Origin of the sequence: Stenotrophomonas sp. SBJS02 (assembly GCF_020428325.2) — a bacterium.
Lineage (GTDB): Bacteria > Pseudomonadota > Gammaproteobacteria > Xanthomonadales > Xanthomonadaceae > Stenotrophomonas > Stenotrophomonas africana.
In genome coordinates, this window is the sequence record NZ_CP109812.1 from 2118193 (window position 1) to 2144505 (window position 26313).

18 protein-coding genes and 1 pseudogene are annotated in these 26313 nt (G+C 66.0%); 11 read left to right on the plus strand and 8 right to left on the minus strand.

Features of this window, described 5'->3' with window-relative positions; all coding sequences use genetic code 11:
• Positions 1-8: 8 nt before the first annotated feature.
• Positions 9-2510 carry a heavy metal translocating P-type ATPase gene (locus FQS62_RS10015; protein ID WP_107379520.1) on the plus strand — a complete coding sequence of 834 codons (2502 nt, stop codon included), beginning with the start codon at positions 9-11 and terminating at the stop codon, positions 2508-2510.
• 11 nt (positions 2511-2521) lie between these two features.
• Positions 2522-2977: a Cu(I)-responsive transcriptional regulator gene (gene cueR, locus FQS62_RS10020; protein ID WP_088480649.1), complete on the plus strand. Its 456-nt coding sequence runs from the start codon at positions 2522-2524 to the stop codon at positions 2975-2977.
• A gap of 79 nt (positions 2978-3056) precedes the next feature.
• Here the strand turns inward: cueR and FQS62_RS10025 are convergent, their stop codons facing one another.
• The gene (locus tag FQS62_RS10025) at positions 3057-3251 is read right to left on the minus strand and encodes a heavy-metal-associated domain-containing protein (RefSeq protein ID WP_049445502.1); all 195 of its coding nucleotides are present in this window, start codon (positions 3249-3251) and stop codon (positions 3057-3059) included.
• A gap of 201 nt (positions 3252-3452) precedes the next feature.
• Positions 3453-6530: a TonB-dependent receptor gene (locus FQS62_RS10030; RefSeq protein WP_049445500.1), complete on the minus strand. Its 3078-nt coding sequence runs from the start codon at positions 6528-6530 to the stop codon at positions 3453-3455.
• A gap of 1161 nt (positions 6531-7691) precedes the next feature.
• Between FQS62_RS10030 and FQS62_RS10035 the strand changes: the two are divergent.
• The 6 genes and pseudogenes from FQS62_RS10035 to FQS62_RS10060 all read left to right on the plus strand — a co-directional run.
• Positions 7692-10031 (plus strand): annotated as a pseudogene (locus tag FQS62_RS10035) (GH92 family glycosyl hydrolase); the annotation flags it as partial.
• A gap of 96 nt (positions 10032-10127) precedes the next feature.
• A complete protein-coding gene (locus tag FQS62_RS10040) occupies positions 10128-11177 on the plus strand; it encodes a LacI family DNA-binding transcriptional regulator (RefSeq protein ID WP_049447170.1) in 1050 nt (349 codons plus the stop codon).
• A 117-nt stretch (positions 11178-11294) separates the two neighbouring features.
• Positions 11295-12551 (plus strand): L-fucose:H+ symporter permease, encoded by a 1257-nt coding sequence (fucP, locus tag FQS62_RS10045; RefSeq protein ID WP_226053507.1) that lies wholly within the window; start codon positions 11295-11297, stop codon positions 12549-12551.
• Between the two features lie 7 nt (positions 12552-12558).
• A complete protein-coding gene (locus FQS62_RS10050) occupies positions 12559-13554 on the plus strand; it encodes a carbohydrate kinase family protein (RefSeq protein ID WP_208043400.1) in 996 nt (331 codons plus the stop codon).
• Positions 13551-14777 (plus strand): AGE family epimerase/isomerase, encoded by a 1227-nt coding sequence (locus tag FQS62_RS10055; protein WP_208043399.1) that lies wholly within the window; start codon positions 13551-13553, stop codon positions 14775-14777. The genes FQS62_RS10050 and FQS62_RS10055 overlap by 4 nt, the downstream gene beginning before the upstream one ends.
• 91 nt (positions 14778-14868) lie before the next feature.
• Positions 14869-17496, plus strand: a complete 2628-nt coding sequence (locus FQS62_RS10060) for a beta-mannosidase (RefSeq protein WP_208043398.1) — start codon at positions 14869-14871, stop codon at positions 17494-17496.
• Between the two features lie 85 nt (positions 17497-17581).
• Here FQS62_RS10060 and mtnC read toward each other — a convergent pair whose 3' ends face one another.
• The 3 genes from mtnC to FQS62_RS10075 form a co-directional block, all read right to left on the minus strand.
• On the minus strand, positions 17582-18277 hold the full coding sequence (gene mtnC, locus FQS62_RS10065) for an acireductone synthase (protein ID WP_049447161.1): 696 nt from the start codon (positions 18275-18277) through the stop codon (positions 17582-17584).
• A gap of 3 nt (positions 18278-18280) precedes the next feature.
• The gene (locus FQS62_RS10070; protein ID WP_094001930.1) at positions 18281-18838 is read right to left on the minus strand and encodes a 1,2-dihydroxy-3-keto-5-methylthiopentene dioxygenase; all 558 of its coding nucleotides are present in this window, start codon (positions 18836-18838) and stop codon (positions 18281-18283) included.
• 92 nt (positions 18839-18930) lie between these two features.
• Positions 18931-19572 carry a methylthioribulose 1-phosphate dehydratase gene (locus FQS62_RS10075; RefSeq protein ID WP_049447175.1) on the minus strand — a complete coding sequence of 214 codons (642 nt, stop codon included), beginning with the start codon at positions 19570-19572 and terminating at the stop codon, positions 18931-18933.
• 253 nt (positions 19573-19825) lie between these two features.
• On the opposite strand from FQS62_RS10075, the gene FQS62_RS10080 reads away from it, so the two are divergent.
• Positions 19826-20200, plus strand: a complete 375-nt coding sequence (locus tag FQS62_RS10080; protein ID WP_049447157.1) for a hypothetical protein — start codon at positions 19826-19828, stop codon at positions 20198-20200.
• Between the two features lie 358 nt (positions 20201-20558).
• Positions 20559-20918, plus strand: a complete 360-nt coding sequence (locus tag FQS62_RS10085; RefSeq protein WP_208043397.1) for a hypothetical protein — start codon at positions 20559-20561, stop codon at positions 20916-20918.
• A 264-nt stretch (positions 20919-21182) separates the two neighbouring features.
• Here FQS62_RS10085 and FQS62_RS10090 read toward each other — a convergent pair whose 3' ends face one another.
• A complete protein-coding gene (locus FQS62_RS10090; RefSeq protein WP_049447153.1) occupies positions 21183-22610 on the minus strand; it encodes an amino acid permease in 1428 nt (475 codons plus the stop codon).
• Between the two features lie 82 nt (positions 22611-22692).
• The gene (locus FQS62_RS10095) at positions 22693-24168 is read right to left on the minus strand and encodes an amino acid permease (RefSeq protein WP_049447152.1); all 1476 of its coding nucleotides are present in this window, start codon (positions 24166-24168) and stop codon (positions 22693-22695) included.
• A 133-nt stretch (positions 24169-24301) separates the two neighbouring features.
• Here FQS62_RS10095 and FQS62_RS10100 point away from each other — a divergent pair, with 133 nt between their 5' ends.
• Positions 24302-24916, plus strand: a complete 615-nt coding sequence (locus FQS62_RS10100; RefSeq protein ID WP_099590151.1) for an NUDIX hydrolase — start codon at positions 24302-24304, stop codon at positions 24914-24916.
• Positions 24917-25010: 94 nt separating this feature from the next.
• On the opposite strand, the gene serA is transcribed toward FQS62_RS10100, so the two are convergent.
• On the minus strand, positions 25011-26252 hold the full coding sequence (gene serA / locus FQS62_RS10105) for a phosphoglycerate dehydrogenase (protein ID WP_049447148.1): 1242 nt from the start codon (positions 26250-26252) through the stop codon (positions 25011-25013).
• Between the last annotated feature and the right edge of the window lie 61 nt (positions 26253-26313).

Genomic DNA, 26313 nt, shown 5'->3' on the forward strand with positions numbered 1-26313 from the left:
ATCCGATCATGAGCACGCCGCGCGCCGCTGCTGTCTCCGCCAGCCCCTCCACCATCAGTCTACCCATCGAGGGCATGACCTGCGCCAGCTGTGTGGGCCGGGTCGAGGCGGCACTGTCCAAGGTCGAAGGTGTGGGCAGTGTTTCGGTCAATCTGGCCACCGAGCGCGCGGATATCCGCCCGTCCGGTCCGGTCGATCGGGCCGCGTTGATCCAGGCGGTGGAGCGGGTGGGCTACGACGTGCCCCCCGCCACCGTTGAACTGGCCGTGGAAGGCATGACCTGCGCCTCCTGCGTGGGCCGCGTGGAGCGCGCGCTGCTGGCGGTGCCAGGCGTGAGCCAGGCCAGCGTGAACCTGGCCACGGAGCGTGCGACCGTGCGCGGCGTGGCTGATACGGCCGCCTTGGTTGCGGCCATCGACAAGGTCGGCTACGCCGCACACCCGATCGAGGCCGGCGTGCAGTCCGATGAGGAGGCCGCAGAAAAGAAGGATGCCGAGCGCGCTGAGCTGAAGCGCGACCTGATCGTGGCGTCCGCGCTGGCGCTGCCGGTGTTCGTGCTGGAGATGGGTTCGCACCTGATTCCCGGCATGCACGAATGGGTGATGGCCCACATCGGCATGCAGACCAGCTGGTATCTGCAGTTCGCACTGACCCTCCTGGTGCTGGCCATCCCCGGTCGTCGTTTCTACCAGAAGGGCTTCCCGGCGCTGCTGCGGTTGGCGCCGGACATGAATTCGCTGGTGGCGGTGGGCACCGCCGCAGCGTTCGGTTATTCGGTGGTGGCGACCTTTGCACCGCGGCTGCTGCCGCCGGGCACGGTGAACGTCTACTACGAAGCGGCCGCGGTGATCGTTGCGCTGATCCTGCTCGGCCGCTTCCTCGAAGCGCGCGCCAAGGGCCGCACCTCGGAGGCGATCAAGCGTCTGGTCAACCTGCAGGCCAAGGTCGCCCACGTGATCCGTGACGGCCGCACCGTCGATATCCCGGTCAATGAAGTGCAGAGCGGCGACGTGGTGGAAGTGCGGCCAGGCGAGCGTGTGCCGGTCGATGGCGAGGTGGTTGAAGGCCGCAGCTACATCGACGAATCGATGATCAGCGGCGAGCCGATCCCGGTTGAGAAGCAGCCGGGCAGCAGCGTGGTGGGCGGTACGGTCAACCAGAAGGGCGCACTGACGGTACGTGCGACGGCGGTGGGCGCGCAGACCATGCTGGCGCAGATCATCCGCATGGTCGAACAGGCACAGGGCTCGAAGCTGCCGATCCAGGCGGTGGTTGACAAGGTCACGCTGTGGTTCGTGCCGGCAGTGATGCTGGCCGCGCTGGCGACCTTCGCAGTCTGGCTGATCTTCGGCCCGTCGCCAGCCCTGAGCTTCGCGCTGGTCAACGCGGTAGCGGTGCTGATCATTGCCTGCCCCTGCGCGATGGGGCTGGCCACGCCGACCTCGATCATGGTCGGTACCGGCCGCGGCGCCGAAATGGGCGTGCTGTTCCGCAAGGGCGAAGCACTGCAGCTGCTGAAGGACGCGAAGGTGGTGGCGGTGGACAAGACCGGCACGCTGACCGAAGGCCGCCCGCGCCTGACCGACTTCGAGATCACGGACGGTTTCAATCGCAGCACCGTGCTGGCGGCGGTTGCCGCAGTGGAATCGCGCTCTGAACATCCGATCGCCCGCGCCATCGTCGATGCAGCCACTGAACAGGGCATTGCACTGCCGTCGATGGTCGATTTCGAATCGGTCACCGGCATGGGCGTGCGTGCCAGCGTTGATGGTGCGCGGGTGGAGGTCGGTGCCGATCGCTTCATGCGCGATCTGGGCGTGGACATCACTTTGTTTGCGACGCTGGCGGCAGAGCTGGGCACCCAGGGCAAGTCGCCGCTGTATGCCGCCATTGACGGTCGCCTGGCCGCAATCATCGCGGTATCCGATCCGATCAAGCCGAGCACGCCGGCCGCAATCGCGGCACTGCATCAGCTTGGCCTGAAGGTGGCGATGATCACCGGTGACAACGCTGGTACCGCGCAGGCGATCGCGCGCCAGCTCGGCATCGACGAAGTGGTGGCCGAGGTGCTGCCGGAAGGCAAGGTCGAGGCGGTGCGCCGCTTGAAGACCACACATGGCCATGTCGCCTTCGTCGGCGACGGCATCAACGATGCGCCGGCACTGGCCGAGGCCGATGTCGGCCTGGCGATCGGAACCGGTACCGATATTGCGGTGGAATCGGCCGATGTGGTGCTGATGTCGGGCAACCTGCAGGGCGTGCCGAATGCCATTGCGTTGTCGAAGGCGACGCTGGGCAACATCCGGCAGAACCTGTTCTGGGCCTTCGCCTACAACACCGCGTTGATTCCGGTAGCGGCCGGCGTGCTGTACCCGGTCTGGGGCGTGCTGCTGTCGCCGGTGTTCGCGGCCGGTGCGATGGCCCTGTCCAGCGTGTTCGTGCTGGGCAACGCGCTGCGTCTGCGTCGCTTCCAGCCGCCGATGGCGGATGCCACCGCGGCCACCCACTGAAGGAGATCCGCATGAACATCGGTGAAGCTGCCAAGGCCTCCAGCGTTTCGGCGAAGATGATCCGCTACTACGAACAGATCGGCCTGATTCCCGCCGCTGATAGAACCGAGTCGGGCTACCGGGCGTATTCGCAGGCGGACATCCACCGCCTGCGTTTCATCCGCCGCGCACGCGATCTGGGCTTCCAGGTGGCCGAGATCACTGATCTTCTGGGCCTCTGGAATGACACCTCGCGGCACAGTGCCGACGTCAAGCACCTGGCCGAGCAGCACATCGCCGATCTGGAGCAACGCATCGAGCACATGCGGCAGATGGCCGACACGCTGAAGTCGCTGATCAGCTGCTGCGCGGGCGATGAGCGCCCGGAGTGCCCGATCCTGCAGCGGCTGGGGGAGGACGATGAGGCGCCGGCGCCGTTCGATGCCGCGAAGACCGGTGCGGTGCGGCGGCGTACGCACAAGCATTGACTCGATATCGCATGCATTGAAAAGCCCGCCGGATGCAGCAGCACCGGGCGGGCTTTTCAGTGTGAGACAGGGCAGGGGATCAGGCCGTGCGCGGTGGGAAACCTGCGTCGTTCAGCGCTGCCACGATCTGCGCTTCGCTGGCCGAGGTCTGTACCTGCACGCGACGGCTGGCGGGGTCAGCCTGCACGCTGGCCTGCGGGTCCACGCCTTCAATCGCCTTGGTCACGCTGCGCGCGCAGCCGCCGCAGGTCATGCCTTCAACATGGAATTCCATCTGTAGCTCCTTCGGTGCTCTTGGGGTGGAGTCAGTGTGCACCTTCCAACGATGGCAGGGTCAAGCGCCGGGCTGAACGACAGGCAAGGCGCCGACAAAAAACGGCAGCCACCTGTACCAGCGTGGCTGCCGTGGAGGAACGTCCCCGCCAGGGCGGGGCGTGGGTTGCACCGGGGCGCGCCCGGGCAACCCGGTGTTGCCTTAGAACTTCCAGGTAGCGCCGAAGTACAGCTGGCGGCCCGCATAGGTATTGGAGATCAGGCGTGCCTTGGTGTCGCTGCCCAGGTGCACGCGCTGCTCGGACTTGGTGGCATTGATCACCGAGGCGGTCAGCGTCCAGTCCGGGGTCAGGTTGTAGGCCACGTTCAGATCCAGCTGGTCATACGGCTCGGTGTAGACGGTGAGGCCATTGTTGAGCCCGCCGACTACCTGCCCGCGACGGTTGAACGAGGCGCGTGCGAGGAACTTCTCGTTCTCGTAGAAGACCGTCACGTTGGCCTGGTTCTTGGCGCTGCCGACCAGCGGCGAGGAGCCGATTTCCTGCCCGTCCAGAACAATGGAAGCCAGGTTGGTGTCGTTGTAGGTGTAGTTGGCCTGCACGCCAAAGCCGAAACCGAACGTGTACTGGCCATACAGCTCGACGCCCTGCGACACACCATCGCGGCCATTGGCCTGGGTCTCGTAGCGCTGCACGTTCACCGCTTCACCGTTGATGACCATCGGCGTGTCGCGCACCACCGGCAGGGTGAAGTTGTCCACGTTCTTGCGGAACAGGCCGACGCCGGCCACCGCGCCCGGCTGGAAGTACCACTCCAGGCCCAGGTCGAACTGGGTGGCCTTGAACGGCTCCAGCTGCTTGTTGCTGCCCTGGCCGACCCAGCCTGCCGTCGATGCGCCGCCGGCAACGCGGCGATCATTGACGTACTCCTCGCTGTAGTAGCTCAGTGCGCCCGGTGCTGCGATGTCGGTGTAGCCAGGGCGGGCGATCACCTTCGATGCGGCACCACGCAGCACCAGCGTGTCGGTGATGTCCCATGCAATGTTGAAACTCGGCAGCACGTCGGTGTAGGTGCGGTCCACGCCGATCAGGCTGTAGGTCTTGCTCTGCGCCAGGTCATGCGGCAGGCGCACGAAGCCGCTCTCGCAGCTGTAGGTCGGGTAGGCCGCAGCAGCTGGATCGGTGCACGCCATCGGCGCACCGGATGCGTTGTCCAGGAAGTAGTCGTTGAACTTCTCGATCGAGTCGGAAGACTGCGCGAACTGCTTGGTGCGCACCACGCGCACGCCGACATTGCCGCGCACGCGCTCGGTGCGGAAGTTGGCCTGGAAGTAGCCGGAGTAGATCTTCTCGTTGACGTTGTAGACGAAGTCTTCCTCGGTACGGTTGTGCGAACCACCGTAGGTCTTGTTCAGATAGTCGATGTACGCCGGGTAGTTGATGCCCGGGAACACGTTGGCATTGAAGCCACCGGCAATGTTGCTGATCGGATTGGACAGGAAGAAGCCGGGCTGCGCATCGCCGGCAGTCGGATCGCAGCCACTCTGGTAGCGGCTGTTGTCATAGTCGGCCGGGTCACGGCCGGGGCACACCCAGTAGGTGTTGCCGGTGTTGCGGTGGACCTTGCCGTCACGGTACTTGGCACCGAACTGGATCGAATCCAGCCAACCGGACTCAAACAGCTTGGTCACGTCGGCCTGGAAGTAGTTCTGCTTGACCTCGGTGCGCTTCCACGACGAATCGGTCGAGCCGGTGTCGACTTCGGCGATGCCGTTCATCAACTGCTGCTGCAGGTCGGGCGAGAAGGTGGCAGACGGCGTGCCAGTCAGGTCCCATGCGCTGTACTGGTTACCGGACAGGTAGTCGTTGCCGACCTTGCGGCGCGGCTTGGCCGACATGCGGAAATTCATCGACGGACCACCTTCGGACCAGGTGCGGCCACCGGTGAACGAGGCCTTCCACAGCGGGCTGATGTCCCAGTCGATGGTCAGGTCGGCGGTCTGCGACAGCGCCTTTTCCTTGCTGTAGCCACCGGTCAGCTGCGGTGTCGGAATCGTGCAGTCGTCCGGGCCCCAGCCGCCGGGCTTGAGGCCGGCGGCCTTGGCCTGGTCTTCGCTGCAGTAGTAGGTCTTTCCAGCCAGCTTTTCGAACTGGGCACCGGTGACGGTGTTGCCGCTGGCATCGAAGTCCAGGCCATTGAGCAGGCGGCCTCCGGCCCAGTTGCCGTCCTGGTTGTAGCGCGCCATGCTCCATTCCGGAATCTTCAGCATGTTCTGGGTGTAGTCACCCTGCAGCTCGAAGCGGAAGTAGTTGGCGGTCATCGTGACGTTGTCGACCGGCTTGAACTGGAAGGTCAGCTGGCCGCCCTTGCGCTCGCGCTTTTCTTCCTTCACCGCGAAGTTGACCGAGGTCGGCATGAAGAAGTCGCTGTAGTTGCCGCCGGTCTGGTTGTTGAAACCGGACTTGCCCCACCAGTAGTGGATGCCATCCTGCTGCTGCACGTTGCCATAGGCGTCGCGTGCCCTGCCGGCGCCGTACCACTGGTAGTCCTCGGTGCTGGCTTCCATGGTGCGGGTGGTGCGCTTCTGCTGGGTCACGCCGACCAGCACGCCGAAACGCTCATCCTTGCTGTGCCACGAATACAGGGCCGAGGCCTGCGGGTCGATATCGTGGTGGGTATCGGAAGAGGTACCCTCGAGCGTGACGAAGCCCGAGTTGGACTCCATGTCCAGCGGACGACGGGTGTGCAGGATGACCGTGCCGCCGATGCCGCCTTCGTCGATGCGTGCTTCCGGCGACTTGAATAGCTCGGCGCTGGACAGCATGTTCGACGGCAGCAGGGTGTAGTTGAACGAACGGGTGGCTTCGTCGTTGGTTTCCGACGTGGCCACGTAGTTGCCATTCAACTGGGTCAGGGTCAGGTCCGGCGCAAGGCCGCGCACGCTGACACTCTTGCCTTCACCACCGCTGCGGGTGATGACCACGCCGGGCACGCGCTGCAGTGCGTCGGCCACGTTCTTGTCGGGGAACTTGCCGACGTCCTCGGCGGTGATCACTTCGACAACGGCGTTGGCGTCGCGCTTCTGCTCAAGGCTCTTTTCGATGGCGTAGCGGTAGCCGGTGACCTGGACGCTGTCCAGGTTGGTGGCGTCCTGCGAGCCGGTGGTGGTTGCCTGCTGCGCGGCGGCGCCGGCCGGAGCGACGGCGGCGGCCAGGGCCAGCGCGACGGCCAACGACAATGCGTCCTGGCCATGCGTACGTGTTGAATGCTTCATTCCCATCTCTCCCTCTCTCCTGGATTGATCCGGTGACGTGGCACGGACAACTTGAATCGATCTAATTTGAAGTGACATTGTCGCTATCGCCATGCAGTGGCAGTTGCACCGTGCACGTGGCCTGGTACGTCCTGTTGCCGCTCCCCCAACTCCCGGCCATCGCAGCGTCGTCTTGGATCGATCTAAGCGATGGGCGGGCGTTTTTTTAGCATGGGTCGCCCGCGGGCGCATGCTGCTCCGCAATATGGTACTGGCGTGGCGAAGGGATGACGGTTTGCTGAAAACAGTGAAATCGTTTTCGTGCGCAGGGGAGGGGGGGGCGGCAGGGCTGCGCCCTGCACCTGCTCGACGCCAAGGCCAAAGCCAGAACGGCTCTGGTTTTCTGTGGGTTGGGCGGGGCGTTGTCGGATTGCGGGGACGCCGTAAACCCGTCCATGGGGGCTTGGCCGCGGCATCCATGCCGCGGACACCCCGCAATCCGACACCGCCCCGCCTTCGACAGTTTCCCGGTGACGGTTGGACTGATCCTGGAACGACATGGGGGCGTGGGGTCAGATCCGTTTTCCTTTGGAAAACGGATCTGACCCCAATCGATTTCGTTATCTGACAGAGATTCATCCACGCATGGCGTGGATCCACAGATCGCGGAAATCTGTCGAAGGCGGGGTGGGTCCGGTTGCGGTGGTGTCCGCGGCATGGATGCCGCGGCCAAGCCCCCATGGACGGGTTTACGGCGTCCCCCGCAACCGGACCCACCCCGCCATCCCACGGATAGCCGGCTTTTGCTGTTGCTTCGGATTCGGCTTCGGCATCGGCATCGGCAGGTGCAGGGCGCAGCCCTGCGAACACCCCTCTCATGCTGCGCCGCAGAATGCATTCGGCTGAACCTGCATGCTCTACTTGAATCGATCTAAATTCACGGTCTGGTGGGTCGGGCGTCATTCCAGGGGGAGCTTTCTGCCAGTCATGGTGGAGCTCAGCGGAACGACGCCGGGCGATCCGCGCCGTCTGCCTCCGCGTCATCGACTACAGGAACCCGACATGCGTCCAGTGCCGTCCGCTCCCGCCGTCCCATTGTCTTCGCGTCCGCTGGCGCGCCTGGCCTGCCTGCTCGCACTGTCGGCGTCGCCGATGCTGCTGCAGGCCGCACCGGCAGCGTTGGAGCGGGAGGTCAATACCTTCATCGGCAGCAAGGACGATGGCAATACGTTCCCGGGCGCGTCGGCGCCGTTCGGCCTGATCCAGGTCAGCCCGATCGGCAGCCACTACTCGGGCTGGCGCTATGACGATGAGAAGATCCGCGGTTTCGGCCACTCCTTCATCTCCGGCGCAGGCTGCTGGGAGCAAGGCGGCCAAGTGTCGGTGCTGCCGGTGACCGGCTTGATCGGTCCGGGCGGTGATTTCGATACCGGCAACGCCAAGCAGTTCGACCACAAGGCGTATGCCTCGTCGTACACCCACGACGGCGAGATCGGCCAAGCGGGCTATTACAAGGTGCGGCTGACCAGCTACGGCGGCATCGATGCTGAGACCACCGCGCGTACGCGCGCCGCAGCCGAGCGCTACACCTTCAGCCAGCGCCAAGGCGATGGCCACGTGCTGGTCAATGTCGGCCAAGCCAACGAACGCCACTCGGTGATCGGCAGCGTGGTCGATGTGGTCGGCGACCGCGTGGTGGAAGGCAAGCTGGTCACCAAGAGCTTCTGTGGCGGGCACCAGTACACCACCTGGTTCCGCATCGAGTTCGACCGTCCGTTCAAGGCGCATGGCACCTGGGGCGAGGGCGGTGGCCTGCCGGGTGCGCGGCACAGCATGGAAGGCGAGCAGAAGCCGAACGGTGCCTGGCTGACCTTCGACCTGGCCAAGGGCCAGTCGGTGACGGCGGTCAGCGCAATCTCGCACGTGGATGCCGAAGGCGCGCGCATCAATCTGCGCGCAGATGGCATGCAGGGTGGAGCGCTGCTCGGTTTCGACCGCATGCGTGCGTTGTCGCAGCAGTCGTGGCGTGAGCAGCTGGGCCGGGTGCGTGTGCAGGGCGGCAACGCCGACGACCGCGCCGTGTTCTACAGCGCGGTCTACCACGCGCTGCTGCAGCCGATGACCGGCAACGACGCCGACGGCCGCTACCGTGGCTATGACGATGGCATCCATCGTGCCGACGGCTGGACCTACTACGAGTACTTCTCGCTGTGGGATACCTACCGCGCGCAGAACCAGTGGCTGGCACTGACCCGCCCGGACGTGGCGCGTGACATCGGCCGTACCCTGCTGGCGATCGACGAGCAGGGCGGTTGGCTGCCGCGCTGGGGCTATGCCAATTTCGAGACCAACATCATGACCGGCGATCCGGTTACGCCGTTCATGGTCGATCTGTGGCGCTTCGGCGCGCTCAAGGGCCGTGAATCGCAGGCCTGGGATGCGCTGCGCCGCAACGCGTTCGGCACGCCGCCGCTGAACTCGCGCATGGCTGGCCGCTCCGGCAACCCGACCTATCTGGACAAGGGCTACGTGGTCTACGACCGCGCGTTCCCGTCCAAGGGCATGGACGTCGATCCGCATCACGGCGGTTCGGCGACGCTGGAATACGCGCTGGCGGATTGCGCGCTCTCGCAGATGGCCGATGGCCTCGGCCACGCGCAGGACGCGGCGACGCTGCGTGAGCGCGGCCGCAACTGGCGCAAGGTGTGGGACCCTCAGGTGCGCGACGCCGAGACCGGCTTCACCGGTTTCCCGCGCCCGCGCACCGAAGATGGCCAGTGGTACACGCCGGCCGATGGCCACTACAGCCCGCGCTCGCATCACGGTTTCCATGAAGGCACGGCGTGGCAGTACCAGTGGCTGGCGCAGCAGGACGTGCCGGGCCTGGTCGAAGCGATGGACGGCCGCGAACAGGCCGGCCGCCGCCTCGATGCCTTCTTCGCGATGGACGCGCTGCAGGCCGACCCGCTCAATGCCGCCCGCAAGGAGTGGGTGGTCGGGCCGTACAGCTATTACAACCAGTTCCGCTACAACCCGAACAACGAGCCGGACCTGCACTCGCCGTGGCTGTACACGCTGATCGGCCAGCCGTGGAAGACCGCGGCCGTGGTGCGCGCCGCGCAGCAGTTGTTCACCAATGCGCCCAACGGCGTAACCGGCAACGATGACCTCGGCACGATGTCGGCCTGGTACCTGTTCAGCGCCATCGGCGTGTACCCGGCGGTGCCGGGCAGCGGCCAGTTCCTGCTGCACACCCCGCGCTTCAGCAAGGTGGAAGTGGACATGGGCAATGGCCGCACGCTGCGCATCGATGCGCCGGGTGCCGATGGCCGCCGCCTGCAGTACGTACAGGGCGTGCAGGTCGATGGCCAGGCGCATGCACCGGTGTGGCTGGACTGGAACCGGCTGCAGCAGGGCCCGCGGCTGCAGTTCGCGCTCGACGCGAAGGCGCCGGAGCAGGGCTGGGGCACGGCGGTGAAGGACCTGCCGGTGTCCTGGTGCGCGGCACCGGGCAGCCAGCTGCGCTGAGACGGACTGTGCCGTTCGCGGTGACCCAGCGAACGGCACGGCATGACAGGGCCCTGATCCATTAGGCTTGAGCATCCAGCGGAGTCCGGGAAGACGATGAACGACAACGGCAGCAGTCCCAGCAAGCGCGCCGGCAAGGCGGTGACGGTGACCGACATCGCGCGTGCCATCGGCGTGTCACGGGCAACCGTGTCGCTGGTGCTGCGCGGCAGCCCACTGGTCAACGTCGATACCCGCGCCAAGGTCGAGGCCGAACTGCGCCGCCAGCGTTATGTCTACAACCGCGCGGCGGCCAACCTGCGCCGGCGCACGTCATCAAGCATCGCGCTGGTGATCAACGATCTGTCCAACCCGTTCTTCGCCGAGTTCGCCTCCGGTGTGGACGAGGCGCTGGGTGGACGCGGTTACGTGACCCTGCTGGGCAGTACCGGTGAATCGCCGGAGCGCCAGCAGGCGGTGCTGTCCACGCTGATGGAGCACACCCCGGCCGGCCTGATCCTGTCACCGGCCGAGGGCAGCGATACCGCGCAGTTGCGGCAGGCGTTGGGCGCCAATGCCAACGTGCTGCTGTTCAACCGCGAGCTTGAAGGGGCTGACTGGGATTTCCTCACCCTCGACAACCAGCACGGCGCCTATCTCGCCACGCGCCACCTGATCGAGCGCGGCCATCGCCAGATTGCTTTCTTCGGCGGCCACGCCGCATCGAGTTCGTGCCACCAGCGCCGTGCCGGTTTCCAGCAGGCGCTGGCCGAGGCCGGTCTGTCGCTGCCGCCGGGCTGGATGATCGAATCTGCACCGAACCGTCTGGAAGCCGCCGCGCGCACCGATGAGTTGTTTGCCGACGGCCATCGCCCGAGTGCGGCGGTCTGCTACAACGACACCGTCGCGCTGGGCCTGATGCTGGGCCTGAATTCACGTGGCATCCGTCCGGGCGGCGATTTTGCCGTTACCGGTTTCGACGATATTTCCGAGGCTGCGGTGGCGGTGCCGCCGTTGACCACGCTCACCGCCGATCCGCGCGAGCGTGGCCGCCAAGCCGCGGCGCTGCTGCTGCAACGACTGGACGAACCGGACGCGCCGCCACGGCGCACGGTCGCACCGGTGCAGCTGCGCATCCGCGAAAGCAGTGCCGCACGGCCGAACTGATTCCTTCCATACACCCCTTCCACGCAACAACGACCTTCCGCGCATCGAGGCGCGTACCGCATGCCGATCTCCGCAACGCCCCGTCCACCGGGTTCCTCCAGCAGCCAGGCACCGGTCATGAATGCCCGTGCTGCTCTGGCGGTCGCCACCACCATCTTCTTCATGTGGGGCTTCCTGACAAGCCTCAACGACGTGCTGATCCCGCATCTGAAGGCGGTGTTCGAGCTGAACTACACCCGCGCGATGCTGGTGCAGTTCACCTTCTTCGGCGCGTACTTCCTGATGTCGGTGCCGGCCGGTCGGCTGGTGGCCCGTCTGGGCTACAAGAAGGGCATCATCGCGGGCCTGCTGATCGCAGGCGTGGGCGCGCTGGGCTTCTGGCCGTCGGCCGCGCTGCGCACCTACGAAGCCTTCCTTGCATCGCTGTTCGTGCTGGCCAGCGGCATCACCGTGCTGCAGGTCGCTGCCAATCCTTACGTCGCGCTGCTTGGCCCGGAACAGACCGCATCGAGCCGTCTGACCCTGGCGCAGGCGCTCAATTCGCTGGGCACCACGCTGGCACCGCTGTTTGGTGGCTTCCTGATCCTCAGCACCGCAGTGAAGAGCGGCGATGAGATCGACGCGATGCCGGTGGCCGAGCAGATGGCCTACCGTGCCGCCGAGGCGCAGTCGGTGCAGGGCCCGTACGTGGGCCTGGCCATCGCGCTGGTGCTGCTGGCGGTCTTCGTCTACCTGTTCCGCCTGCCCAGCCTGACTGAGTCGACCGAGCAGGCCGACAGCGGCCACCACACGCTGCTGGATGCCCTCAAGCACCCGCACGTGCTGTTCGGCGTGCTGGCCATCTTCTTCTACGTCGGCGCCGAAGTGTCCATCGGCAGCCTGATGGTGAACTACCTGGCGCTGCCGGAGATTGGCGGCATGACCGAACAGCAGGCCACGAACTACGTGTCGGCCTACTGGGGCTGCGCCATGGTCGGCCGTTTCGCCGGCGCGTGGCTGCTGGCCAAATTCTCGCCGCGCCGCCTGCTGGCCGGTTTCGCCGCTGCCAACGTGGTGCTGCTGGTCGTCACCCTGACGTCGGGCGGCAAAGTCGCGCTGTACGGCATCGTGGCGACCGGTCTGTTCAACTCCATCATGTTCCCGACCATCTTCTCGCTGGCCATCGAACGCCTGGGACCGTTGACCAACAAGGCCTCCAGCCTCTTGATCATGGCCATCGTCGGCGGCGCGATCATCCCGCTGCTACAGGGCATGCTGGCCGACCGCATCGGCCTGCACCTGAGCTTCGTGCTGCCGGTGATCTGCTACGTCTACATCATTTTCTACGGTCTTGTGGGCTCGCGCCCGCCGGCTGTCCGCACGCAGGGAGGCTGAGTCCGGAATGGGTTCCATCGTTTGCTTCGGCGAAATTTTGATCGATCTACTAGCGCAGCCGCCGGCCTCGGACGATACGCCGCGCGCGTTCCTGCAGTACGCCGGCGGGGCGCCGGCCAACGTTGCCGTGGCGGCAGCGCGACTGGGCGCCAAGACCCAGTTCGTCGGCATGCTCGGCCGTGACATGTTCGGTGACTTCCTGGCCGACAGCCTGGTCGAGCACGGCGTGGGCACGGATTACATCGTGCGTACCGATGAGGCGAAGACCGCGCTGGCCTTCGTCGCCCTTGACGCCAGTGGCGAGCGCAGCTTCAGCTTCTACCGCCCGCCAGCGGCAGACCTGCTGTTCCGTGACAGCGATTTCCAGGCTGCCTGCCTCGACAGCGCGCAGTGCTTCCACGTCTGCTCCAACAGCCTGACCGAGCCGGCCATCGCCGAGGCGACCTTCGCCGGCATGGATCGTGCCCGTGCGGCCGGTGCGGTGGTCAGCCTGGACCTCAACCTGCGTCCCGCCCTGTGGCCGGCCAACGAGGACCCGACGCCGCGCCTGTGGCAGGCGCTGGAGCGCGCGGACCTGGTCAAACTGTCGCGCGAGGAGCTGGACTACCTGGCCGCGCCGCTGGGCGCTGATGGCGAGGCGACGGTGCTGCGGCGCCTGCTGGCCGCGCAGGCGCGCTGGGTCATCGTTACCGACGGTGCGGCTACGCTGCATTGGTACACCCGCGACAACCACGGCACGGTCACCAGTTTCCGCGTGGCCACGGTCGACACCACGGCTGCTGGCGATGCCTTCGTCGGTGGCGTGCTGGTCGGCCTGCTGGAGCGCGGTGGGGCGGGCGCTGGTTTCGCCGCGTTCTGCCAGGACCCGGAGGCGATCACCGCCACGCTGCGCTTCGGCGCCGCCGTGGGAGCGCTGGCTGTTACCCGCAAGGGCGCGTTCGCCGCGATGCCCTCGCTCGATGAAGTGCAGCAGCTGCTGCAGGCCCAGGACATTACCGCATGAGCACCTCGCCCGATTTCCGTTCGCCCGCGTTCCTGCGCGCTCATATCGCCGACACGATGGCGTTCTACCACCCGCGCTGCATCGATCCGGACGGTGGCTTCTTCCACTACTTCCGTGATGACGGCAGCATCTACGATGCCAGCCACCGCCACCTGGTGAGCAGCACCCGTTTCGTCTTCAACTACGCGATGGCCTACCGCGAGTTCGGCAATGCCGAATACCGCGAGGCCGTCGAGCACGGCGTGCGCTACCTGCGCGAGGTGCACCGCAACCCGGCCACCGGCGGCTATGCCTGGACCCTGCGCGATGGCAAGGTCGAGGACGACATGAACCACTGCTACGGCATGGCGTTCGTGCTGCTGGCCTACAGTTGCGCGCTGAAGGCCGGTATCGAACAGGCGCGTGTGTGGATGGACGAGACCTGGCAGCTGCTGGAAGCGCGCTTCTGGGAGCCACAGTACGGCCTGTACAAGGACGAGGCCGATGGCCAGTGGAACTTCACCGGCTACCGCGGTCAGAACGCCAACATGCACATGTGCGAGGCGATGCTGGCGGCGTTCGAGGCCAGTGGCGAGCAGCGCTATGTCGAGCGCGCGTTGCAGCTGGCTGACAACATGACCCGCCGCCAGGCCGCCAAGGCCGGTGGCCTGGTCTGGGAACACTACGATGTGAACTGGGAGATCGACTGGGACTACAACCTGGACGACCCCAAGCACCTGTTCCGCCCGTGGGGCTTCCAGCCGGGCCATCAGACCGAATGGGCCAAGCTGTTGCTGATCCTCGATCGCCACGTGCAGGCGGACTGGCTGGTGCCGACCGCGCAGCACTTGTTCGATGTGGCCGTGGCGCGCAGCTGGGACGACGCCCGGGGCGGCTTGTACTACGGTTTCGCGCCGGAATCGCGCCGGCAGCCGGGCATGGATGGCGCCCCGATCGGCGGCGACAGCTTCGTCTGCGACGACGACAAGTACTTCTGGGTGCAGGCGGAGACGCTGGCGACCGCCGCACTGATGGCCAAGCGCACCGGCGATGACCGCTACTGGCAGTGGTACGAACGCATCTGGGCGTATTCGTGGGAACACTTCGTCGATCACCAGTACGGCGCCTGGTTCCGCATCCTCGATGCCGACAACCGCAAGTACAGCGACGAGAAGAGCCCGGCCGGCAAGGTGGATTACCACACCATGGGCGCGTGCTACGAAGTGTTGAACGTGGTGCGCTGAAGATCGTTCGAATGCAGTAGTGCCAGGCCATGCCTGGCAATCCGAAATCGGTAGCGCCGGGCGACACCCGGCGGAAAAACAGGAGCTCCGCGTGCATCGTCTTTCCCTCGTTGTCCGTCTGCTCCTGCTGCTGATTGCAGCGTCCGCTTTTCCGGCAACGGCGGCGCCTTTGCAGGCGCAATGGCAATTCCGCATGCTGCCTGGCGATTCCCAGGGTGCTGCCCATCCGGGCCTGCAGCAATGGCGTGCGGCGAAGGTGCCGGGCAGCGTGCACACCGACCTGCTGGCGCATGCACTGATCCGCGACCCGTATGTCGGTGCGCCCGAGGCCGAGCTGCAGTGGATCGGCCTGGCGGCCTGGGAATACCGGGCCCGCTTCGACGTGGATGCGGCGACGCTGGCCAAGCCGAATGCCGAGCTTCGCTTCGACGGGCTGGATACCTATGCCGAGGTCAGCCTCAACGGCAAGCCGCTGCTGCGTGCAGACAACGCGCACCGCACGTGGCGTGCGCGCGTAGAAGGGCGTCTGCGCGCGAACGACAACGAACTGCAGATCGTGTTCCGATCGCCCATCCGCTCCCTGCTGCCGGGCGTGCAGGCGATGCCGCACAAGATCGCCGGCAACTATCCTTCGCCCTATGGGGATGAGCCCAAAGACGCGATGGTCGGCAACTTCGCGCGCAAGCCGGCCTATCACTTCGGCTGGGACTGGGGCCCGCGCTATGTCACCGCCGGCGTGTGGCGCGGGGTCGACCTGCAGGCCTGGGATACGCACCGCTTGACCGATCTTGCCGTGCGCACCGATGCATTAAGCGCGGAACAGGCGAAGCTGACGGTGCTGCTGCAGGTGGAGCAGGGCGCGGCGGCCGGCTCGGCCGTGGTGAACGTGGTGAACGTGGACGTGCGCGATCCGCAAGGCCGCAGCGTGGCCCAGGTGCAGCGCACGGTGCTGCTGAAGCCCGGCCAGAATGCTGTCGAAGTACCGGTCGAACTGGTCAAGCCGCAGCGCTGGTGGCCGGTCGGCCACGGTGCACAGGACCGCTACACCGTGCAGGCCCGCCTGGATGATGGCGCCGATGCAACGCGGGTGCGCGAGCAGCGCATCGGCCTGCGCACGGTTGAGCTGCGCCGTGAGGAAGACGGCAAGGGTGGACAGGGCTTCGCCTTCGTCATCAACGGTGTGGAGATCTTCGCCAAGGGCGCCAACGTCATTCCGTTCGATGCGTTCCCCGCACGCGTCGATGCCGCACGCCTGCGCCAGGTGCTGACCGCCGCACGCGACGCCAACATGAACATGCTGCGCAACTGGGGCGGTGGCTACTACGAGGACGATGCGTTCTTCGACATCGCCGACGAGCTGGGCCTGCTGGTCTGGCAGGACTTCATGTTCGGCGGCGGCATGCAGCCGGGTTACGATCCAGCCTTCCGTGCCAGCGTGGTGGCCGAGGCGCGCGACAACGTGCGCCGCCTGCGCCATCACCCCAGCATCGTGCTGTGGTGTGGCAACAACGAGGAAGAAACCGCCTGGAAGGACTGGGGCCACGGTCGCGACCTGAAGGCGGCCGACCCGGCGTTTGCAGCGAAGGTGTGGCAGGGCTATGTCGACCTGTTCGGCAACGACCTGCGCCAGGTGGTGGGTGAGGAGGCGCTGGGCGTGCCGTACTGGTCCAGCTCGCCCAGCAATGATCTGGATGAGAAGGCCAACGATTCCACCCGCGGCGACAAGCATTACTGGCAGGTCTGGGGCAATCCGGCACTGCCGGTGCAGGCCTACCTGCGTGAGACGCCGCGCTTCATGTCCGAGTACGGGCTGCAGGCGTGGCCGTCGGTGGCGACGGTGGACCAGATCGCCACCCGCGCCGAGCAGCGCATCGACAGCCCGGTGATCCGTGCGCACCAGAAGTTCATGGCCGGCGAGGGCAACAGCCGCCTGCTGCACTACATCGAGCTGGGGTACGGCACGCCGAAGGACTTCGAGGACTTCGTCTACCTCAGCCAGGTGATGCAGGCCGATGGCATCGCGTTGGCCGCGCTGCATCATCGTGCCTCGCGGCCGTACACGATGGGCTCGCTGTACTGGCAGCTCAACGACGTCTGGCCGGGTGCTTCATGGTCCAGCGTGGACTACTTCGGTCGCTGGAAGGCGTTGCACTTCGCGGCCCGGCGCTTCTTTGCGCCGGTGACGGTGGCCGTGCTGCGCGACGAGGGCAGCACACGGGTGCGGTTGCTCAACGACGGTGCCGCGCTGGATGCACGCTGGCGGCTGCAGGTGCTGGACGTGGACGGCAAGGTGCTGCGCCGTCGCGAGCAAGCGGTGACGTTGAAAGCGGAGGGCGTCACCTCCATCGGTGATTTCCGCGATGCCGAGCTGCTGGCCGGTGCCGATCCGAAGCGCACCGTGGCGGTATTCGAGTTGCTGCAGGATGGCAAGGTCAGTGCGCGCCAGGTGGTCGGTTTCGTCGAGGCCAAGGACCAGGTGCTGCTGCGGCAGAAGCTCAAGGCCACCTTGTCCACCGAAGGCGACCACTATCGACTGCGGCTGGAAAGCGCGGCCTACGTGCGCGCGACGTGGATCGATTTTGGTGCGCTGGATGTGCAGGTCGAAGACAACCTGCTGGACCTGTTGCCCGGCGAAACCCGCGATATCGCGGTGCGTGGCCCGGTGGACCTTACGACCCTGCGCGAAGCAATGAAGCTGAAGACCCTCAACGATCGTTGAGGGCGGCGCATCCCGCATTGGTGGGTGCCAACCTTGGTTGGCACACCCGGAACATGCCAACCAAGGTTGGCATCTACCCGTCGCTTTACAACTGGATCTGCTGGAAATTCTCGACCCGCTCATGGCCGTTGGCGGCCTGGCCGATGCGCGGCATCGGGTAATCATCCAGGCGATCGATCAGGCGGGTCTGCAGGCCGGCTTCGCGGGCGGCGTCCAATTCCTCCACCACATCGGACAGGAACAGGATCTCGCCGGCCGGCACGCCGATTGCCCGCACGATGCGGCGGTAGCTGTCGGCCTCTCGCTTGCCGCCGATCTCGGTATCGAACCAGCCCGACACCAGCGGGCTGAGGTCACCGGCATCGCTGAAACCGAAGAACAGCTTCTGCGCCGGCACCGAGCCGGAGGAGTACACGTATAGCGGCAGGCCGGCAGCGTGCCAGCCCTTCAGCACCGGCGCCACTTCCGGGTAGAAGTGCGCGGTGTAATCGCCGCGACGGTAGCCTTCGTCCCAGATCAGGCCCTGCAGTGCCTTCAGTGCGGTGTGCTTGCGGTCCTGGTCGATCCAGCCCTGCAGCGTCTCGGCGACCAGGCTGTCCTGGCAGGCGCCGCCGATCTCGGTAGCCACCGCATCCAGCCAGCGGCGGACCTCCGGCTGCTGGCCATGTTCGGAGACGAACGCCGGCAAGGCCTTGCGGGCATAGGGGAACAGCACGTTCTTGACGAATGAGATGCTGCTGGTGGTGCCTTCGATGTCGGTCAGGATGACGCGGGGCTGCATGGATCAGGACGCCTGGGTAGGTACGTAACGGGGGAATTTCTGCGCGATGTCGGTGCCAGTGAAATGGCCGACCCAGCCGTCCGGCTCGGTGAAGAAGCGGATCGCCACGAAGCTCGGCTCATCGCCCATGTCAAACCAGTGGGTGGTGCCGTCGGGCACCGCGATCAGATCGTCCTTCACACACTCGATCTCATAGACCTTGTCGCCTACGTGCAGGGTGAACAGGCCGGAGCCTGCGACGAAGAAGCGCACCTCGTCTTCCTTGTGGAAGTGCTCGTCGAGGAACTTCTTGCGCAGTTCGGCGCGGTTGGGGTTGTCCGGCGCGATCGAGGCGACGTCCACGCTCTTGAAGCCGCGCTCGGCGACCAGACGGTCGATGTCCGCACGGTAGGCAGCGAACACTTCATCCTGGCTGGCGCCCGGCGCAACCGGCGCGGTGGCCTGCCAGCGCTCGAAGGTGACGCCGATCTTCTGCAGTTCGGCAGCGATGACCGCGCCGTCCTGGGTGTCCAGCAGCGGCGATTCGGGGCGGGTGTCGTCGTAGATGCGCAGTCGGCTCATGGCGGCAGCTTGAACGTCTCGGGGGGAAGACAGGGTAGCAGGGTGGGGGCGAGGCGCAGATTCCGGATCGGCATCTGCGCATGCGCGCGGGTTCAGCCGCGCAGCTTGCGCAGTTCCAGTTCGCAGTGGAACAGGAACTCGAACGCTTCCAGGTGGCGGCGTGCTTCGGCCATGTCACGGCCCCAGGCGTACAGGCCGTGGCCGTCGATCAGGTAGCCCCAGAGCGGCTGGCGATCGAGCAGGTCATCGACCTGCGCCGAGAGCGCGTTCATGTCCTGGGTGTTGGCGAACACCGGCACGTCGATGGCCATCTCATGGGTGCTGTTGCCGGCAAAGGCCTTCAGCAGTTCATAGCCTTCCAGGCGGATGTGGCCCTGCGGCGCATACAGGCGCGAGGCGATGGTCTGCACCGGCGAATGGGTGTGCAGCACGCAACCCACTTCGGGGAAGCGGCGGTACAGCTGGGTGTGCAGCAGGGTTTCGGCGGACGGGCGCAGCGGGCGGCCGACGGCCTGGCCGTCGAAGTCCACCACCATGATGTCGTCCTCGATCAGGCGGCCCTTGTCCTTGCCCGAGACGGTGATCGCCGCGTGGCGGTCGTCCAGGCGGTGGGAGAAGTTGCTGCTTGTGGCCGGGGTCCAGCCGGCGTGGGCCAGTTCGCGGACGTTGTCGATCAGCAGCTGGGCCAGTTCGCTCAGGCGCGCGGTGTCGTACGGGAAGGTGGGGGTGTCCATGGCCGCCATTTTACGTGATCCGGCCCGTAGCTGGGCCTGCTCGAAAGCTGTTGGTCTGCTGCACGCGCGAGGCCGCGCAGTGTGCTGGAAGGGAGCGGGTTGGGTTTGGATCGAGGCAGGCCAAGCGCTGGCTGAATGGGGAGGTTAGCGTTCGCGCTGGAAGCGATTCCGGTCGTGGACAGTCTTGCTGTCGGCAAACACCATCGGAGTGCCGCAGGAGTTCCGGGCGAGCATCAAGGACAGGTGAACTACGATGATCACGCGCGCGATGGTGTTTCTGGGGGTGATCAGTGTCGTGCTGGCCAGCAGTGGCTGCGCGATGGAATGGGTGAGGATGGATGCAGCGGCGCCGCCGTTCGGTGCCACCCACGCGGGCTGCCGGGCCCAGGCCGGCGAGCACTGGCCGGTGCGGAACGAAGTGGCCACGCGCACGGTCTACGAGGACCAGCGGGTGCCCTGCAGGCTTGATGAAGTCTGCGCCATTGACGGCAAGTACAACATGGTACCCATGCCGAAAGAGGAGAGTTACATCGTGGACGTCAATGCGTCCGACCGCAGCAGCGAGTTCAATGCCTGCATGGCCGGTGCCGGCTGGCAGCAGCAGCTCATCTGGTTCAATCGCCGCTAGGCGGGGCCGGCGCAGCGGACGACGGCTGCTCGACAGGTTGCTGCTCAACGGACTCGAGGCAACAGTGGCCAGCGGAGAATGACGTGGCTGTGCGAACCGTTTAGGCGTTGAGGCTGGAGACGAGCAGGGAGCAGGACAAGAACACGTACGACGTGGATGGAAAGTATGAGCGCGTGCAGCGGCCGGAAATCGAGAGCGGCGTCCTGGACGTGAACCAGGGCCGCTACCGTGGCGCACGCACCTGCAGCATGTGGAACTGGGAACCGGTCGTAACAGGAGCGCTGGCCGGGGCAACCGGAACCGGAAGCGGCGCGTTAACACCGCGATATGGCAGGGAAAGGATGATGGAGATGGGTATATGCGAATGGCCGTGGCTGCGGGGCTTGCGCTGTTGACCGGCGGTTGTGCGACCGAATGGGCACGCTTCAGCGACCATGCCGATCCGCTGGATGAGTCGCGTTGGCGCTGCAGGGCAGAGGCCAACGAGAAGTGGCCGGAGAAGATGGAGGTTGTCGAGCGCACCGAGGAGATCGAGGTGCTGACCGTCTGCAAGGAAGGCGAGACATGCGACGTGGATGGCAAATGCAAGAAGATGCTGATGCCAAAGGCCGAGCGCTACACCGTGGACGTCAACGCCAAGGAGAATCACGAGCACTTCATGGGCTGCATGGGCGGCGCAGGCTGGATACAGAAGACCATCTGGTTTGGCCGCAGATGATCATCGTCGGGCGCCTTGGTCGCTGGGAATGACCATCATCCACGCATGGCGTGGATCTACCGGACGTGCCGGGAAAGTGTCAGGGGCGGGGAGGCATGGGTTCGCGGGGGTGTCCGCGGCATGGATGCCGCGGCCAAGCCTCCAGGGATGGATTCACGGCGTCCCCCGCTAACCCATGCCTCCCCGCCAAACCCTCAACCCAGCTGTTGCTCTGGAAGTTGCTCCGGCTCCGGCGGGTGCAGGGCCGCAGGCCCTGCAATCCCTTTATTTCGCGCGCAGGCGGCTGTGCCGGAACCCGTAGCAGAAATAGATCACGAAGCCGACGAACGTCCATACACCCATCAGCATCCAGTTGTGCATCGTCATCGCCGACAACAGCGCCAGGCAGCTCAGCACGCCCAGGCTGCAGATCAGCCACGCCATCGGCATGCGGAACGGCCGCGGCAGGTCGGGCTGGGTGCGGCGCAGGATCAGCACGCCGGCGCACACCGCCGCGAATGCGATCAGCGTGCCCATCGAGGTCAGCTCGCCGAGGATGTCCAGCGGGAACAGCGCCGCCAGCAAGGCGATGCCGATGCCGGTGATCACGGTGTTGATGTGCGGGGTGCGGTACTTCGGATGAATCTTGGTGAACACCGGCGGCAGCAGGCCGTCGCGACCCATGATCATGAAGATGCGCGGCTGGCCGATGATCATCACCAGCACCACCGAGGACAGGCCGACCAGCGCGCCGACCTCGACCACCCAGCGCAGCCAGTCCAGCTGCGGGTGCGCCGCCACGGCAGTCACCACCGGCTCATCGGTGCCCAGCAGCTGGAACGGCACCAGGCCGGTCATCACCGCGGCCATCGCGATGTACAGCACGGTGCAGATCACCAGCGACAGCATCATGCCGAACGGCATATCGCGCTGCGGATTCTTCGACTCCTGTGCCGCCACCGACACCGCCTCGAAACCGATGTAGGCGAAGAACACCATCGCCGCGCCGCGCAGTACGCCTTCCATGCCGTACTTGCCGGGACCTTCGTTGGCCGGGATGAAGGGCGTCCAGTTGCTGGTGTCCACGTACTTCCAGCCGACCACGATGACCAGCACGATCAGGCCGGTCTTGAGCACGACCATCGCCATGTTCATCGCCGAGGACTTGCTGATGCCGACGTAGCACAGCCAGGTCAGCAGCAGCACCAGGGCCGCAGCAGGCAGGTTGGCGATCGCGCCGGTCGGGCGCAGCTGTGCGTCGAGCGGGGCACTGACCAGCGCGGCCGGTAGATGGATGTCGAACTGGCTGAGCAGGCTGAGGAAGTAGCCGGTCCAGCTGACCGCCACCGCCGAGGCGGAGACGCCGTATTCGAGCACCAGCATCCAGCCGATGAACCAGGCCGAGAGCTCACCGAAGGTGGCGTAGGTGTAGGTGTAGGCGCTGCCGGAGACCGGCACCATCGAGGCAAATTCGGCGTAGGCCAGCGCGCAGAAGGCGCAGCAGATGGCGGCCAGTACGAAGGACAGCATGATCGCCGGGCCGGCGTGGTTGGCGGCGGCCTGGCCGGTGATGACGAAGATGCCGCCGCCGATCACCGCGCCGATACCCAGGGCGGTCAGGCCCCAGGGGCCGAGGTGGCGGCGCAGGCTGAGGCCGTTGGCGTCTTCATGGGCGGCATGCGGGTGCTTGGTGGCCCACAGTTGCTTGAACATGTGTGGTGGTCTTGTCGAAGCGCGCCACGGGCGGCGCGCGGGGAAAACGGACGGGCCGGCGCGAGGCCGGCCCGTAGGCGGATCAGGGCGACTTGGCCAGCTTGCTGTTGCGGATGCCGTAGCCCAGGTAGATCAACAGGCCGAGCAGCGTCCAGCCCACGAACAGGTGCCAGTGGACCACGAACGCCTGCCAGAACAGGAACAGGCAGGTGGCCGCGCCCAGCGGGCAGATGATCCACACTGCTGGTACGCGGAACGGGCGATGGATCTCCGGCTTGGAGTAGCGCAGCACCAGCACGCCGATGCAGACCGTGGCGAACGCCAGCAGGGTGCCCATCGAGACCAGTTCGCCCAGCACGTTCAGCGGCACCAGGCCGGCCAGCGCGGCGGCGATCACGCCGACCACGATGGTGGCGACGTACGGGGTGCGGAATCGCGCGTGGACCTTGCCGAAGAACTTCGGCAGCAGGCCGTCGCGGGAGATGGTGTAGGCGATGCGGGTCTGGCCCATCATCATCACCAGCACCACCGAGGACAGGCCGGCGATGGCGCCGATCTCGACCAGGGTCTTCAGCCAGGACAGGGTCGGGTAGGGCTCCAGCGCGGTGGCCACCGGCTTGTCGGTGCCCAGCAGGTGGTACGGCATCATGCCGGTCAGCACCGCACAGACGATGATGTAGACGATGGTGCACACCGCCAGCGAACCGAGCAGGCCAATCGGCATGTTGCGCTGCGGGTCCTTGGTTTCGCCGGCGGCGGTGGAGACCGCATCGAAGCCGATGTAGGCGAAGAACACGATGGTGGCCGCGCGGAACACGCCGCTCCAGCCGAATTCACCCGGCACGCCGGTGTTTTCCGGAATGAACGGCTGCCAGTTGGCCGGGTCGATGTGGGCCGCGCCGATGCCGATGAACAGGCAGATCACGGTGACCTTGATCGCCACGATGATCGCGTTGACGAAGGCCGACTGGGTCACGCCCACGTACAGCAGGCCGGACACCGCCGCCACGATCAGCACCGCCGGCAGGTTGAACAGCTTGCCGGAGGCGATGAACTCGCTGCCGGTCCAGGCAATGGGAGCTGCGCTGAGTGCATCCGGGAACGGCATGTGCAGCGTGGTGGTGATGAAGCTGATCAGGTACGCCGACCAGCCCACCGCGACCGAGGCCGAGGCGAACAGGTATTCCAGCACCAGGCACCAGCCGATGAACCAGGCCATGCCTTCGCCGAGAGTGGCGTAGGAGTAGGAGTAGGCACTGCCGGAGACCGGCATCATCGCTGCGAACTCGGCGTAGCACAGGCCCGCCAGGGCGCAGGCGAAACCAGCGATGACGAACGACAGCATCACTGCCGGGCCCGCGTGGTTGGCTGCGGCCTGGCCGGTCAGCACGAAGATACCAGCGCCGATCACCGCACCCACGCCAAGCAGGATGAGGTGTTTAGCCGTGAGGGTCCGTTTCAACGTGGCTTCGCCGTCCAGGCTGCCTTCGATGGGTTCGCCGGCATCGACGTGCCCGGCCGGCTGGACCGGCTTGACCCTCAACAGAGCTTTCAGCATGCAGTACTTCCTAGTGATCGGATTGGGTGGGCCGCCGATACGTTGCCGGTAACCCTGGAATGGTGAAGGCCGCGCGAACGGCCCGCTGTACCTTAGCCAAAGCTGAAGCCAACGCACAAGCGCAATCGCAACAATGAACGGCGATAATGAGCAGTATTTTTTCAAACGCCGCCCATTCATGAGCCAGACCGCCGAAACCCTTGCCGTGCTTGACGATCGCCTGCGCGGCCTGCTGCGGGACTACGCCCGCCGCGAGCCCGCCCACGACGCACTGGCTGCCGAATTCGGCACATTGCTGGACGATCCGGAGGATCCGTTCCGGCGCGAAAGGCTGGCCGGGCACTTCACCGCCAGCTGCTGGCTGGTCAGTGCCGACGGCCAGCGCCTGCTGCTGACCCACCACCGCAAGCTGCAGCGCTGGCTGCAGCTGGGCGGCCACGCCGACGGCGACCGCGACCTGGCCCGGGTGGCGCTGAAGGAAGCCGAGGAAGAGTCTGGCCTGACCGGCCTGGTGCTGGAAGACCCGGCCATCTTCGATCTGGACAAGCATTGGATTCCGGAGCGCAAGGACGTGCCGGGGCACTGGCACTACGACGTGCGTTTCGTGATCCGGGCGCTGGGGGGCGAGGCCTTCGTGCTCAGCGAGGAGTCACTTGACCTGGCCTGGCGGCCGGTGGCCGAGGTCGCCGCCGATCCGGAATCGGATGAATCGATGCAGCGCATGGCGCGCCGGTGGTTGGCGCGCTAGCAACCTGTGGAGCCGAGCCGATGCTCGGCTCACTGCGGGCCGGAACCGCAGCCGAGCATGGGCTCGGCTCTACAAGTGCATGGCGGGATCCGCGTCAATACAGAATGCGCGTGCGCAGCGTGCCCGCAATCGCGGCCAGCTCGTCGCGCACGGCGGCGGCCTGGGCCTCGCTGGCGGTGATGTCGATCACCACGTAGCCCACCTTCGGGTCGGTGCGCAGGAACTGGCCGTCGATGTTGACGTTGTGGCGCGAGAAGATCTCGTTGACCCTGGACAGCACGCCCGGCACGTTCTGGTGGATGTGCAGCAGGCGCAGGCTGTCTGCGTGTTCGGGCAGGGTCACTTCCGGGAAGTTGACTGCCGACAGGGTGCTGCCGTTGTCGCTGTAGCGCACCAGCTTGGCCGCCACTTCGATGCCGATGTTGTCCTGTGCTTCCAGGGTGCTGCCGCCCACGTGCGGGGTCAGGATCACGTTGTCGTGGCGGGTCAGCGGCGATTCGAAGATATCGCCGTTGCCCTTCGGTTCGACCGGGAACACGTCCAGCGCGGCGCCACCGACGTGGCCGCTGGCCAGGGCCGCGTCCAGTGCATCGATGTCGACCACGGTGCCGCGCGCGGCGTTGATCAGGTGCGCGCCCTTGCGCATCTTCGCCAGCTCGGTGCTGCCGATCATCCACTGCGTGGACGGGGTCTCCGGCACGTGCAGGGTGACGATGTCGGCCCGCGCCAGCAGGTCGTCCAGGCTGGCCGCTGCACGGGCATTGCCCAGCGCCAGCTTGGTTTCCACGTCGTGGAAGATCACCTGCATGCCCAGCGATTCGGCCAGCACGCCGACCTGGGTGCCGATGTGGCCGTAACCGATGATGCCCAGGGTCTTGCCGCGCACTTCATGGCTGCCGCTGGCCGACTTCGACCAGCCGCCGCGATGGCATTCGGCATTTTTCTGCGGAATGCCACGGGTCAGCATGATCGCTTCGGCGATGACCAGCTCGGCCACGCTGCGGGTGTTGGAATAGGGCGCGTTGAACACCGGGATGCCGGCCAGCTCGGCCGCGTCCAGATCGACCTGGTTGGTGCCGATGCAGAAGCAGCCCACCGCGATCAGGCGCTTGGCCTCGGCCAGCACCTCGGCGCTGAGCTGGGTGCGCGAACGGATGCCGACGATGTGCGCCTCGGCGATGCGCGCCTTCAGTTCGTCCTCGGGCAGTGCCTTGGTGTGCGCTTCGATCTGGCTGTAGCCGGCGGCGCTGAACACCTCCACGGCGGTCTGGCTGACCCCCTCCAGCAACAGCACGCGGATATCCTGCTTCGGGAACGAGGTCTTCTTCGGCGACATGGGGCGACACGGCCAGTGGGACAGGGGCTGACCACTATGCCAGATCGCAGCGGCCATGGTG

Coding starts and splice junctions, on each gene's coding strand:
- FQS62_RS10025 (WP_049445502.1), bottom strand. CDS start 3,251: ATGGAATTCCATGTTGAAGGCATGACCTGCGGCGGCTGCGCGCGCAGC.
- serA (WP_049447148.1), bottom strand. CDS start 26,252: ATGTCGCCGAAGAAGACCTCGTTCCCGAAGCAGGATATCCGCGTGCTG.
- FQS62_RS10090 (WP_049447153.1), bottom strand. CDS start 22,610: ATGTTCAAGCAACTGTGGGCCACCAAGCACCCGCATGCCGCCCATGAA.
- FQS62_RS10040 (WP_049447170.1), top strand. CDS start 10,128: ATGAACGACAACGGCAGCAGTCCCAGCAAGCGCGCCGGCAAGGCGGTG.
- FQS62_RS10075 (WP_049447175.1), bottom strand. CDS start 19,572: ATGGACACCCCCACCTTCCCGTACGACACCGCGCGCCTGAGCGAACTG.
- fucP (WP_226053507.1), top strand. CDS start 11,295: ATGAATGCCCGTGCTGCTCTGGCGGTCGCCACCACCATCTTCTTCATG.
- FQS62_RS10055 (WP_208043399.1), top strand. CDS start 13,551: ATGAGCACCTCGCCCGATTTCCGTTCGCCCGCGTTCCTGCGCGCTCAT.
- FQS62_RS10030 (WP_049445500.1), bottom strand. CDS start 6,530: ATGGGAATGAAGCATTCAACACGTACGCATGGCCAGGACGCATTGTCG.
- FQS62_RS10085 (WP_208043397.1), top strand. CDS start 20,559: ATGCGAATGGCCGTGGCTGCGGGGCTTGCGCTGTTGACCGGCGGTTGT.
- FQS62_RS10070 (WP_094001930.1), bottom strand. CDS start 18,838: ATGAGCCGACTGCGCATCTACGACGACACCCGCCCCGAATCGCCGCTG.
- cueR (WP_088480649.1), top strand. CDS start 2,522: ATGAACATCGGTGAAGCTGCCAAGGCCTCCAGCGTTTCGGCGAAGATG.
- FQS62_RS10080 (WP_049447157.1), top strand. CDS start 19,826: ATGATCACGCGCGCGATGGTGTTTCTGGGGGTGATCAGTGTCGTGCTG.
- FQS62_RS10095 (WP_049447152.1), bottom strand. CDS start 24,168: ATGCTGAAAGCTCTGTTGAGGGTCAAGCCGGTCCAGCCGGCCGGGCAC.
- FQS62_RS10100 (WP_099590151.1), top strand. CDS start 24,302: ATGAACGGCGATAATGAGCAGTATTTTTTCAAACGCCGCCCATTCATG.
- FQS62_RS10015 (WP_107379520.1), top strand. CDS start 9: ATGAGCACGCCGCGCGCCGCTGCTGTCTCCGCCAGCCCCTCCACCATC.
- mtnC (WP_049447161.1), bottom strand. CDS start 18,277: ATGCAGCCCCGCGTCATCCTGACCGACATCGAAGGCACCACCAGCAGC.
- FQS62_RS10050 (WP_208043400.1), top strand. CDS start 12,559: ATGGGTTCCATCGTTTGCTTCGGCGAAATTTTGATCGATCTACTAGCG.